This window comes from Bradyrhizobium sp. LMTR 3 (genome assembly GCF_001693485.1).
Taxonomy (GTDB): domain Bacteria; phylum Pseudomonadota; class Alphaproteobacteria; order Rhizobiales; family Xanthobacteraceae; genus Bradyrhizobium.
On record NZ_MAXC01000043.1, the window covers coordinates 51895 to 63554 of the forward strand.

An 11660-nucleotide genomic window follows, 5' to 3' on the forward strand; every position below is an offset into this window, starting at 1 on the left:
CTGTGCTCACAAATCCCCCTGCTTTCGCTACGGCTGACGTTGGCCGGATCAATTCTTGTAGATCTGGTCGAAAATGCCGCCTTCGCCGAAGTGATCTTTCTGCGCCTTGGTCCAACCACCGAAAACGTCGTCGATTGTGAAAAGTTCGAGCCTCGCGAAGGATTTTTCGTGCTCCTTCGCAATTTCCGCATCGCGCGGACGATAGAAATTGCGCGCGGCGATTTCCTGGCCTTCTTTGGTATACCAATACTTCAGATAGGCTTCGGCGACGGCTCGGGTGCCTTTTTTATCGGCAACCTTGTCGACGACCGAAACCGGCGGCTCGGCGAGAATCGACAAAGGCGGCGCGACGATCTCGAATTTGCCCTTGCCGAATTCGCGCTGCGCCAGGAATGCCTCGTTCTCCCACGCCAGCAACACGTCGCCGACGTCGCGCTCGACGAAAGTTACGGTCGAGCCGCGCGCGCCGGTATCGAGCACCGGCACGTTTTTGAAGAGATCGGCGACGAACTTCTTCGCCTTGTCGGCGGAACCGAATTTCTTTTCGGCAAAGCCCCATGCGGCCAGGTAATTCCATCGCGCGCCGCCCGAGGTCTTCGGGTTCGGCGTAATCACCTGCACGCCGGGCTTGATGAGATCGCTCCAATCCTTGATGGCTTTGGGGTTACCCTTGCGCACCAGGAATACGATCGTCGAAGCATACGGCGATGCATTGAGCGACAGGCGCTTCTGCCAATCCGGCGCCACCAGCCCCTTCGCAGCGATGGCGTCGATGTCATAGGCCAGCGCCAGCGTGACGACATCGGCCTGCAGCCCGTCGATTACCGCGCGCGCCTGCGAGCCTGAGCCGCCATGCGATTGCTTGATCTCGACGCTCTTGCCGTTCTCTTTCTGGTAGGCCGCCGCGAACGCCTTGTTGAAATCGGCGTACAGCTCGCGCGTCGGATCGTAGGACACGTTGAGCAAGGTGTAGTCGGCAGCGAAGGCCGAACTCGCCCAGAGCAATCCGGCAACAAGCGGCAGAATGCGACGGATCATCGTTGATCTCCATTCGGCTTGACGAAGCATATCATCAACCACGAACACGTAGGTCGCAACGAAAGGCCGCTTAGTCAACGAAACCGCATTTCATTGTTTGCGGTTCCGCAGCTTCCCTGTCCCATAAAGTCCGGACTCTAGGAAGTTTTGGTCGTGTGGATGCCGCATTCCGTCTTGGACCTGCCGCGCCAGCGGCCGGCGCGGGCGTCTTCGTCCGGCGCCGTCCGGCTCGAACACGGCATGCATCCGACCGACAGGTAACCCGAGGCAACGAGCGGATGCGGCGGCAGTTTGGCGAGCTTGTAGATCGCCTCGAGCTCTTCGCGCGACACGTTGGCAAACGGATTGAATTTCAGCCTGTCGCCATCGTCCTCGACAACGGAAATCTCAGCGCGCGCGCCGCCCTGAAAACGCTTGCGTCCGTTGATCCAGGCCGAGAACGGTTTGAGCGCCCGCGCCAGCGGCTCTACTTTACGGATACGGCAGCAGGCGTCGGGATCGGAAAACCATAATTCGCGATCGGGATCCTGGCGTGAGAGCGTTTCTGCCAGCGGCTTGATCGAGCGGACGTCGCGGAGGCCAAGCGCAGCAATCAGCGTATCGCGATAGGCGAGCGTTTCCTCGAACAGCCAACCGGTATCGAGGAAGATCACGGGAATCGCGGGATCGACGTCGGCCATCACCTTCAGCAGCGCCGCCGATTCCGTACCGAACGACGACACCAGCGCAAGCTGCTCGCGGCCGACGGTCTTCAGCGCGGTTTCAATGACATGCGTTGGCGAAGCGTCGCGCAAGGTATGGTCGAGTGTCTGCGCCGAATGAAGGATCGCTGCTTCAGCGGCGACCACCTGCTGTGAAATCGTGCTCACTGGCCGGCACTCTCCGAATGACGCAACTGCATCCGCCGATTGAGCGCCGTGACGCGGCCATCGCCGGTCGGCTGGTAGAACACCGAATAGCGCTTCATGGTCTCGGCGAAGGCATCGGCGTCGGCATCCTTCTTCACCTCGAACGCGTCGAAGCCGGCGCGCGACATGAACACGAACTGGTCGCGCAGCACTTGGCCGGTGGCGCGCAGCTCGCCGTCATAGCCATGCCTCTCGCGCAACAAGCGCGCCTGGCTGTAGGCGCGGCCGTCGCGGAAGATCGGGAACACCAGCGCGACGGCGGCCAGACGATCGAGATAGGGCACGAGGTCGTCGACGGCACGGCTGTTCGGCCAGATCACGCCGGTTTTGCCGGCGCGCTTGAGAATGGCTTCCGGATCTTCGAGGAACCGCGCCGCCGAAATGAGGACCGCTCCGTCGCCCGGCAATTCGGCGCCGTCGGCAACATGGACGAACAGGTCGATGGCGATTCTTCCGTTCTTAACGAGTGGCATAGACCCGCTCCTTGAATGGCTCAACGCCCAGACGCTTCACCGTGTCGACGAACAGCTCTTCGGGACGGTCGCGGAGCGCGAGATAGGCTTCGACAATGTCTTCGATCACGTCGGCAACTTCCGCATAAGGGACGGCAGGGCCGATCAGCGCGCCCATCTGCGCGTTCTCGTCGGCGCGGCCGCCGATCGTGATCTGGTAAAACTCCTCGCCGTTCTTCTCGACGCCGAGGATGCCGATGTGGCCGACGTGATGATGGCCGCACGCGTTGATGCAGCCGGAGATGTTGATGTGCAGCCGGCCGATCATGTCGGCGGTGTCGTGGTTGGCAAAACGCCGCGTCAATTCCTGTGCGATCGGAATCGAGCGCGCGTTGGCGAGCGAGCAGTAATCGAGCCCAGGGCAGGCAATGATATCGGTGACCAGATTGACGTTCGGCGTGGCGAGCCCGAGACGGTCGAGCGCCTTCCACAACTGCGGCAAGTCGCGCTTGGCAACATGCGGCAACGCCAGGTTCTGCTCGTGGCCGACGCGGATCTCGCCGAAGGAGTATTTGTCGGCGAGATCGGCGATCGCGTCCATCTGGTCGGCGGTGGCATCGCCGGGCGGGCCGCCCACCGGCTTCAGCGACAGCGTCACGATCGAATAGCCCTGCACCTTGTGCGGTGCCACCGAGTTCTTGCGCCAGCGCTCGAACAGCGGATCATGCGCGGCCTGCTTCAGCTCGTCCGGCATGTGCGGAAGCTTCTCGTAGGCCGGATAGGAGAAGCGCGAACGCACCTCCTCGATGACGGAATGGTCGAGTGTCAGGGCGCTGTGGCCCATCTGCCTCCATTCCTCGTCGACCTCACGCGCGAACTTCTCGATGCCGAGCTCATGTACCAGGATCTTGATGCGCGCCTTGTAGATGTTGTCACGGCGGCCGTACTGGTTGTAGACGCGCAGGATCGCCTCGACATAGCTGAGAATGTCGCGGCCGGCTACGAACGGCTTGATGGTCTTGGCGATGAACGGCGTGCGGCCAAGGCCGCCGCCGACCAGCACCTCGAAGCCGGTCTCGCCGTCGGCGTTCTTGTGCAGCCGCAAGCCGATGTCGTGGATCTTGATTGCGGCGCGGTCGTGCTCGGATGCGGTGATCGCGATCTTGAACTTGCGCGGCAGGAACGAGAATTCCGGATGCAGCGTGGTGTGCTGACGCAGGATCTCCGACCAGATTCGTGGATCCTCGACCTCACCGGGCGCGACGCCCGCCCATTGGTCCGAGGTGACGTTGCGCATGTTATTGCCGGAGGTCTGCATCGCGTGGATACCGACCTCGGCAAGCTCGGCCAGTGCATCGGGCAACTCGGCAAGCTTGATCCAGTTGAACTGGATGTTCTGCCGCGTGGTGAAGTGGCCGTAACCGCGGTCGTAGCGGCGGGCAATATGGGCGAGCCGGCGCAACTGCTTCGACGACAACGTGCCATAGGGGATCGCGACGCGGAACATGTAGGCGTGCAATTGCAGGTACACACCGTTCTGCAGCCGCAGCATCTTGAATTCGTCCTCGGTGAGTTCGCCCGAGAGGCGGCGCTTCACCTGATCGCGGAATTCCGAAACCCGCTCGTTGATGAGCGTGCGGTCGAGTTCGTCATATGCATACATGATGGATCAGCCTTTAGGCCGGAAGAAGGTCGATGGTGAGGCCCTTCGACCGGATGTGTTCACGGAGGTTGCCGGGCTTGACCACCCCGCCCTTGAGCTCGACCGGGGCGATATAGGCACCGACCGCGCCGACGTCATCGGCCGCGCTTTCGGCGAGCAACGCACGCGCATCATCCGAAGTGCTCACGATCGCAGCGTCGGACAGAGCGGTCGACCACCCCTGTTGTGCGGTCCGGTAGACCACGGCGCCATCCCAGGTGCGGTTGGCGGTCACTACCGACGGCCCGGTGATTCTGATTTTCTTTTGTTCGAGCGGAGAGGTCATTCGGCAGCATCCAATAGTTTTGAGATGACTTGATTGAGGTTGGACTGGCGCCACGGCGCGGAATGCGCGACGACGTCGCCGATGATGAGGATGGCGGGGCCGCCATCGATTTTTTCGACCAGCGCGGGAAGGTTTTCGAGCGTCCCGACCACGGCCTGCGCATCCGGCCGCGTCACCCGCGCGAACACACCGACGGGCGTTTGCGGCAACCGACCGGCAGCCAACAGACCCGCGCGGACCGACGGCGCGGCGGTCATGCCCATATAGACCACGATGGTCATCTTCTTGTCTGTCAGCACCGACCAGTCGACGTTCTCGGCGTCCTTTGCCTTGTGCGCGGTCAGGAAAGTGATGCGCAGCGCCTCATGCCGATAGGTCAACGGCGCTTCGAACTGCGCGGCAGCGCCCAGGCCTGCGGTGATGCCCGGCACCACCGAATAGGCAACGCCTGCGGCGCGCAACACTTCGATCTCCTCGCCGCCACGGCCGAAGACATAGGGATCGCCGCCCTTCAGCCGCACCGCGCGCTGTCCAGCCTTGGCAGCCTCGATCAGCAGCTTGTTGATTGCATCCTGGCCGATGCCGGGTTTGCCGACGCGACGGCCGACCGGAATGCGCGAAGCGTCGCGACGGATGCGGTCGAGAATTTCCGGCGAGACCAGCTCGTCGTAGAAAACGACGTCGGCATCCTGCAGCGCGCGCAACGCCTTGATGGTGAGCAGATCCGGATCGCCCGGCCCCGCGCCGACCAGCGTCACCCTGCCCTCGGCCTTGCCGTCCTCGTTCGCGCCAGCGAAGGCGGAGGGATCGGCGATTTCATTCAGCGCGGTTTCCGCCTCGGTCTTGCGCCCAGCCAGAACCAGCGCACCGATCGGGCCGTCGATCACGCGCTCCCAGAACCGGCGGCGCAGCGCAAATTCGGGAATGCGCGCATGCATCGATTTACGAAAGCTGCCGATGAAGGTGGCGAGATCGCCGATGCGCGCCGGCAGCACCGCCTCGATGCGCTCGCGCACGCGACGTGCGACCACCGGCGAAGCACCGCCGGTGCCGACGGCGACGACGACGTCGCCGCGATCGACGATCGCCGGAAAGATGAAAGTGGAATGCGCGAGATCGTCCATCACATTCACAGGCAGACCGACCGCCTTCGCGCGCACCGACATCGCAACGCCGATATCACCGGCGCCGGCGCAGAGCACCGCGATGACGCCTGAGATATCGGCCGTGAGCGGATCGCCGGTTGCGCGTTCGATCCGCGCGGCAGCGGCCGCATCGAGTCCCGAAACGTCATGGCTGCCGTCGGTCGCATACCAGCGAATGTTTGCGCCGGCCGATGCCAAGAGGCGCAACTTCGCGCGCACGAGTTCGCCGGCTCCGACGAGCAGCACCACGCCGCTTTGCAGGTCGAGAAATACGGGCAGAAATCGCATGCGAAACTCGCTTCCCCCACTTCGGGGTTGACTGGAATTATTTTCTATATATGTGTCGTTCAGCGCCCGCAAAGAGAAAATTTTTTCTTCTCTGTTGCATCGCGACTATAGAATTTTCGCCCACCAAGGCCAAGGCCCAGAGATGCATCTTCTCAATCCCGACTCTGCCAAAGACCGGTTGCGTGGCGCGGACCGCAAAAGCGGTGCCACCGTCGAACAAATTTTCACCGATGGACGGCTGCCGCCGCCCTCGATGGATCATCTCGACGAACTCGAGGCACAGAGCATCTACATTCTGCGCGAGGCGTTCGCGCGGTTGAAAAAACTCGCGCTGCTGTGGTCGCTCGGAAAAGATTCCAACGTGATGATCTGGCTGGCGCGCAAGGCCTTCTTCGGCCGCGTGCCGTTTCCGGCGCTTCACGTCGATACCGGCAAGAAATTTGCCGAGATGTACGCCTTCCGCGATCGCTTCGGAAAAGAGTGGGATCTCGATCTGAAGGTCGAACCCTGCCCGTCGATCGATGCCGTCGATCCAACGCTACCGCCGGCCGCACGTTCGGCCGCCCGCAAGACCGAAGGGCTGAAGTGGGCCCTGACCAAATATGGTTTCGACGGATTGATTGCCGGCATCCGCCGCGATGAGGAGGCCACGCGCGCCAAGGAGCGCGTGTTCTCGCCGCGCGGACTCGAAGGCGGCTGGGACGTGCGCGACCAGCCCCCGGAGTTCTGGGACCAGTTCAACGCATCAGTGCCGCAAGGCGCGCATTTGCGCGTCCATCCGATCCTGCATTGGACCGAGGCCGACATCTGGGCCTACACCAAGCGCGAAAACATTCCGATCATTCCGCTCTATCTCTCGAAGGACGGCAAGCGCTATCGCTCGCTGGGCGATCAGGACATCACCAATCCGGTGGCGTCGACCGCCTCCAGCATCGACGAGATTCTCGCCGAGCTCGACGGCACCAGGGTGCCGGAGCGCGCCGGCCGCGCGCTGGATCATGAGACCGAAGATGCTTTCGAGCGGCTGCGCGTCGCCGGCTATCTCTAACGGACATTTGCTGTGAGCGTTGCGATGAACATGATCCTGCCTGCCAGCGTTTCGGCAACACCGAACGGCACCACCCGCCCGCAAGTCCGCATCGTCATCGTCGGTCACGTCGATCACGGCAAATCCACGCTGGTCGGCCGCCTGCTGCACGAGACCGGCAGCCTGCCCGAAGGCAAGCTGGAGATGCTGAAAGCCGTCAGCACACGGCGCGGCATGCCGTTCGAATGGTCGTTCCTGCTCGATGCGCTGCAGACCGAGCGCGATCAGGGCATCACCATCGACACCACGCAAATCCGCTTCCGCACCCGCTCGCGCGACGTCGTACTGATCGACGCGCCCGGCCATGCCGAATTTCTGCGCAACATGATCACCGGCGCCTCGCAGGCCGACGGTGCGGTGCTGATCATCGACGCGCTGGAGGGCGTGCGCGACCAGACCCGGCGTCACGGCTATCTGCTGCATCTGTTGGGCATCAGGCAGGTCGCGATCGTCGTCAACAAGATGGACCGCGTCGATTTCAGCGCGGATCGCTTCGAGGAGATCAGCGACGAGATTTCGACGCATCTCATCGGCCTTGGCGTGACGCCTTCGGCCGTGATTCCGATTTCCGCGCGCGACGGCGACGGCGTTGCGGAGCAGACGCCACGGATCGGCTGGTACCAGGGACCAACCGTCGTCGAAGCGCTTGACGCGCTCGAGCCGGCGCGGCCGTTGGAGCAACTGGCGCTGCGGCTGCCGGTGCAGGCGATCTACAAGTTCGACGACCGCCGCATCGTTGCGGGGCGCATCGAGTCCGGACATCTGAGTGCCGGCGATGAAATCGTCATCATGCCCGCCGGCAAGATCGCGAAGATCAAGACGGTGGAGAGCTGGCCAGTGACGCCGCTGAAGGGCAGTCACGGCGCCGGCCGTTCGGTCGGCATCACGCTCGACCGCGAATTATTCATCGAGCGCGGCGATGTCATCGCCCATGCGGGAGCTACCCCGCGCGACACACGGCGCATTCGCGCGCGCATTTTCTGGCTGCACGACAAGCCGCTGTCGAAGGGCGACCAGATCCTGATCCGCCTCGGCACGCGGGAAACCCGCGCCAGCGTGGTCGCGATCGAGAAGGCGGTCGATCCCGGTGAACTCTCCAACGAGGAGACCACGGCGATCGCGCGCAATCATGTTGGCGAAATCGACATCTCGCTGGCGCAGCCGATCGCGGCCGATCCCTATCAGGAAAATTCGCGCACTGGTCGGCTGGTGATCGAGGTCAATGGCCGCATCGCCGGCGGCGGCCTCGTGCTGTCGGTCGATGCCGGACAGCGCGCCGTTCCGATCGACATCGTGCCGGTGGAATCCGCATTGCGCCCGGAAGAGCGCTCGGCGCGCTACCGCCACAACGGCGCGGTGATCTGGCTGACCGGCCTGCCGGGCTCAGGCAAATCGACGCTGGCGCGCGCACTCGAGCGACGGCTGTTTTCGCGCGGCGGTTCGCCCATTCTGCTCGATGGCGACACGCTCCGCGCCGGCCTCAACGGCGATCTCGGCTTCTCGGCGCAGGACCGCACCGAGAACATCCGCCGGCTGGCGGAAGTTGCGACCCATCTGGCGCGCAACGGGCACATTGCCGTCGTCGCTGCGGTGTCGCCGTCCGCGGACGATCGCGCAGCCGCGCGCCGCATCGCCGATGCTTCGTTCCGCGAGATCTACGTCGCGACGCCGGCCGAAATCTGCGAGAGCCGCGACCCCAAGGGCCATTATGCCAAGGCGCGCGCGGGCACGCTGCAGGCTTTCACCGGCATCGGCAACGACTATCAACCGCCGGCTCAAGCGGAGCTCCGCATCGACACCTCTGCGCGCACGGTTTCGGATGCGACCGACGAGATCGAGCGGATGCTGGCTGAGACGGGCATTCTGTTCGACGAACTGGTGGATCTGGCGGCGAATATCTAGGCCTTTTGGGGCCTTCTCATCGACCCGGCTTTAGGGCTAAAAGGGCGGCCAATACCGCCCCTTTGGCGCGTTTTTTGCTGTTTTCGTCTGAAAACCAGCCATTGAACGCCAGTTTACCCGAGAAAGCCCGTCATGAATCGTGTCGATGCCCACGGATTGAAGATCGCCCCTGTCCTGTTCGATTTCATCGCCAAGGAGGCGACTCCCAAGACCGGGATTTCCCCAGACGCGTTCTGGGCCGGCGTCGCCGCCATCGTCAAAAAGCTCGGGCCGAAAAATCGCGAGCTGCTCGCCCTCCGCGACGCGCTGCAGGTCAAAATCGACGGCTGGCATCGCGCCAACAAGGGCAAGGCGTTCGACATGAACGCCTATACGGCGTTCCTGAAGGAGATCGGTTATCTCCTGCCCGAGCCGGCCACGCAGAAGGTCGAGACATCAGATGTCGACGAGGAGATCGGCAAGATCTGCGGACCGCAGCTCGTCGTTCCCTTGACCAATGCCCGCTACGCGCTGAACGCCGCGAACGCGCGCTGGGGCTCACTATACGACGCCTTCTACGGCACCGACGCGATTCCGCATGATCCGAGCGAAGCTGGCCGCGGCTACAACAAGGCGCGCGGCGACAAGGTGATCGCCAAGGCCAAGGCGTTCCTCGACTCCGCCGTGCCGCTCGCGACCGGCAGCCACACCGATGTGACGTCGTACAGCGTCATCGCCGGCCAGCTCGCGGTTAAACTGAAGAGCGGCAACGCCACCGCGCTAAAATCCGCTTCGCAGTTCGCCGGCTACCAGGGCGACCCCGCTCAGCCTTCCGCGGTCCTGCTCGTCAACAATGGCATGCACGTCGAAGTGAAGATCAACCGCAATCATTCGATCGGCAAGGATGATCCGGCCGGTGTCGCCGACATGATTCTGGAATCGGCGGTTTCCACCATTCTCGACATGGAAGACTCGGTTGCCGCGGTCGACGCCGAAGACAAGGTGCTGGTCTATCGCAACACGCTCGGTTTGATGAACGGCACGCTTTCCGCCGATTTCGAGAAGGGCGGCAAGACGGTTCAACGATCTCTCAACCCTGACCGCGTCTACAAGACGCCCGACGGCAAGGAGCTGACGCTGCACGGTCGCAGCCTGCTGCTGATGCGCAATGTCGGCCATCACATGTTCACCGACGCATTGCTCGATGAAAAGGGCGAGGAGATTCCGGAAGGGCTGCTCGATGCTGCGGTCGCCGGTCTGCTTGCGATCCACGACCTCAGGGGCAATTCGAAGATCAGGAATAGCCGCACCGGCTCGATCTACATCGTCAAGCCGAAGATGCACGGCCCCGACGAAGTCGCACTGACCTGTGAACTGTTCGGCGAGGTGGAAAGGCTGCTCGGACTGCCCGAGAACACCATGAAGGTCGGCATCATGGACGAGGAGCGTCGCACCACGGTGAACCTGAAGGCCTGCATCCAGAACGCCTCGAAGCGCATCTGCTTCATCAACACCGGCTTCCTCGACCGCACCGGCGACGAGATTCACACCTCGATGGAAGCGGGTCCGATGATCCGCAAGAACGACATGAAGGCGCAGCCCTGGATCAAGGCCTATGAGGACTGGAACGTCGACATGGGACTGATCGACGGCCTGCCCGGCCATGCCCAGATCGGCAAGGGCATGTGGGCGGCACCCGACAAGATGGCCGACATGTTGACCCAGAAGCTCGGTCATCCGCAGGCCGGCGCGACCACGGCATGGGTGCCCTCGCCGACCGCCGCCACGCTGCATGCGTTGCACTATCACCAGGTCAACGTGATCGCGCGACAGGAGGAGCTCGCCAGGGGTGGCCAGCGCGCAAAACTCTCCGACATCCTCACCGTTCCGGTGTCGCAGTCGAACTGGGCGCCCGATGACGTGAAGCAGGAGATCGACAACAACTGTCAGGGTATCCTCGGCTATGTCGTGCGCTGGATCGACCAGGGCGTTGGCTGCTCCAAGGTGCCCGACATCCATGACGTCGGCCTGATGGAGGACCGCGCGACGTTGCGGATTTCCAGCCAGCATCTGGCGAATTGGCTGGCGCATGGCGTCGTCAGCAAGGATCAGGTGATGGAATCGCTGAAGCGAATGGCCGTCGTGGTGGACAAGCAGAATGCCGGCGACCCGCTCTACAAGCCGATGGCGCCTTCGTTCGATGGCGTTGCCTTCCAGGCCGCCTGCGATCTCGTCTTCAAGGGCCGCGAGCAGCCGAACGGCTACACCGAATACATCCTCACCGCTCGCCGCCGCGAGGCAAAGGCGGCGGGCTGAGCCCGCCGCGACACGTCACGATGCCGCATTGATTCTGGCGGAACGCCTGAGCTTTTTGTCCGTTGATCGCCATACCAACTGAGGAGGAGATGGCGATGGATTGGAACAGGGTTGAAGGCAACTGGAAACAGTTCAAGGGCTCAGCCAAGGAGAAGTGGGGCAAGCTTACCGATGACGATCTGAACGTCATCGAGGGCCGCCGCGAACAACTCGAAGGCAAGCTGCAGCAGCGCTACGGCTTCGCCAAGGACCAGATCCGCAAGGACGTGGACGACTGGTTCAGGACCTTGAAATAGGAACGCGCTTTCGAGCGAAAAAGCCCCGGTCCGCGCCGGGGCTTTTTCGTTGGTGGCTGCGGCTAAATCACCGCGATGTATCTCAACAGCGAGATCACGCCCAGAATGATCACCACGACGCGGGCGATCTGCTTGGCGCGGCCGTCGATCGGCAGGAGGTTGATGAGATAGAGGACGAGGATAACGACCAGAAACGTGATGAGTATACTGACAAGCATGCGAAGCCCCCTCGGCGTTGGCCGGAAAATGCGCTGGTAGTGT

Annotated in this window: 11 protein-coding genes; 4 read left to right on the plus strand and 7 right to left on the minus strand. The window is 62.8% G+C overall.

Annotation, left to right across the window (positions count from 1 at the left end; genetic code table 11):
* Window positions 1–48: 48 nt before the first annotated feature.
* The 6 genes from LMTR3_RS23830 to cysG form a co-directional block, all read right to left on the minus strand.
* Complete coding sequence (locus LMTR3_RS23830; protein ID WP_065747448.1) at window positions 49–1038, minus strand: sulfate ABC transporter substrate-binding protein; 990 nt, start codon at window positions 1036–1038, stop codon at window positions 49–51.
* Window positions 1039–1175: 137 nt separating this feature from the next.
* Complete coding sequence (locus LMTR3_RS23835; RefSeq protein ID WP_065747449.1) at window positions 1176–1907, minus strand: phosphoadenylyl-sulfate reductase; 732 nt, start codon at window positions 1905–1907, stop codon at window positions 1176–1178.
* Window positions 1904–2419, minus strand: coding sequence for a DUF934 domain-containing protein (locus LMTR3_RS23840; RefSeq protein WP_065747450.1), 516 nt, complete (start codon window positions 2417–2419; stop codon window positions 1904–1906). Before LMTR3_RS23840 ends, LMTR3_RS23835 begins: the two co-directional genes overlap by 4 nt.
* Window positions 2406–4061: a nitrite/sulfite reductase gene (locus tag LMTR3_RS23845; protein ID WP_065747451.1), complete on the minus strand. Its 1656-nt coding sequence runs from the start codon at window positions 4059–4061 to the stop codon at window positions 2406–2408. The genes LMTR3_RS23840 and LMTR3_RS23845 overlap by 14 nt, the downstream gene beginning before the upstream one ends.
* Before the next feature lie 13 nt (window positions 4062–4074).
* Window positions 4075–4386, minus strand: coding sequence for a DUF2849 domain-containing protein (locus LMTR3_RS23850; RefSeq protein WP_065747452.1), 312 nt, complete (start codon window positions 4384–4386; stop codon window positions 4075–4077).
* A complete protein-coding gene (cysG, locus tag LMTR3_RS23855; RefSeq protein WP_065747453.1) occupies window positions 4383–5819 on the minus strand; it encodes a siroheme synthase CysG in 1437 nt (478 codons plus the stop codon). The genes LMTR3_RS23850 and cysG overlap by 4 nt, the downstream gene beginning before the upstream one ends.
* Window positions 5820–6072: 253 nt before the next feature.
* Here cysG and cysD point away from each other — a divergent pair, with 253 nt between their 5' ends.
* The 4 genes from cysD to LMTR3_RS23875 all read left to right on the plus strand — a co-directional run bounded on the left by cysD (window position 6073) and on the right by LMTR3_RS23875 (window position 11399).
* A complete protein-coding gene (gene cysD / locus LMTR3_RS23860; protein WP_065747828.1) occupies window positions 6073–6867 on the plus strand; it encodes a sulfate adenylyltransferase subunit CysD in 795 nt (264 codons plus the stop codon).
* A gap of 24 nt (window positions 6868–6891) precedes the next feature.
* Window positions 6892–8808 carry an adenylyl-sulfate kinase gene (gene cysC / locus LMTR3_RS23865; RefSeq protein ID WP_065747454.1) on the plus strand — a complete coding sequence of 639 codons (1917 nt, stop codon included), beginning with the start codon at window positions 6892–6894 and terminating at the stop codon, window positions 8806–8808.
* Window positions 8809–8940: 132 nt separating this feature from the next.
* Window positions 8941–11103: a malate synthase G gene (locus tag LMTR3_RS23870; RefSeq protein WP_065747455.1), complete on the plus strand. Its 2163-nt coding sequence runs from the start codon at window positions 8941–8943 to the stop codon at window positions 11101–11103.
* A 95-nt stretch (window positions 11104–11198) separates the two neighbouring features.
* Window positions 11199–11399, plus strand: a complete 201-nt coding sequence (locus tag LMTR3_RS23875; protein ID WP_028349298.1) for a CsbD family protein — start codon at window positions 11199–11201, stop codon at window positions 11397–11399.
* 62 nt (window positions 11400–11461) lie between these two features.
* On the opposite strand, the gene LMTR3_RS37935 is transcribed toward LMTR3_RS23875, so the two are convergent.
* The gene (locus LMTR3_RS37935) at window positions 11462–11617 is read right to left on the minus strand and encodes a Thivi_2564 family membrane protein (protein WP_141686784.1); all 156 of its coding nucleotides are present in this window, start codon (window positions 11615–11617) and stop codon (window positions 11462–11464) included.
* Window positions 11618–11660 lie beyond the last annotated feature (43 nt).

Coding starts and splice junctions, on each gene's coding strand:
- LMTR3_RS23850 (WP_065747452.1), bottom strand. CDS start 4,386: ATGACCTCTCCGCTCGAACAAAAGAAAATCAGAATCACCGGGCCGTCG.
- LMTR3_RS23830 (WP_065747448.1), bottom strand. CDS start 1,038: ATGATCCGTCGCATTCTGCCGCTTGTTGCCGGATTGCTCTGGGCGAGT.
- LMTR3_RS23840 (WP_065747450.1), bottom strand. CDS start 2,419: ATGCCACTCGTTAAGAACGGAAGAATCGCCATCGACCTGTTCGTCCAT.
- LMTR3_RS37935 (WP_141686784.1), bottom strand. CDS start 11,617: ATGCTTGTCAGTATACTCATCACGTTTCTGGTCGTTATCCTCGTCCTC.
- LMTR3_RS23875 (WP_028349298.1), top strand. CDS start 11,199: ATGGATTGGAACAGGGTTGAAGGCAACTGGAAACAGTTCAAGGGCTCA.
- cysD (WP_065747828.1), top strand. CDS start 6,073: ATGGATCATCTCGACGAACTCGAGGCACAGAGCATCTACATTCTGCGC.
- cysG (WP_065747453.1), bottom strand. CDS start 5,819: ATGCGATTTCTGCCCGTATTTCTCGACCTGCAAAGCGGCGTGGTGCTG.
- LMTR3_RS23870 (WP_065747455.1), top strand. CDS start 8,941: ATGAATCGTGTCGATGCCCACGGATTGAAGATCGCCCCTGTCCTGTTC.
- cysC (WP_065747454.1), top strand. CDS start 6,892: ATGAACATGATCCTGCCTGCCAGCGTTTCGGCAACACCGAACGGCACC.
- LMTR3_RS23845 (WP_065747451.1), bottom strand. CDS start 4,061: ATGTATGCATATGACGAACTCGACCGCACGCTCATCAACGAGCGGGTT.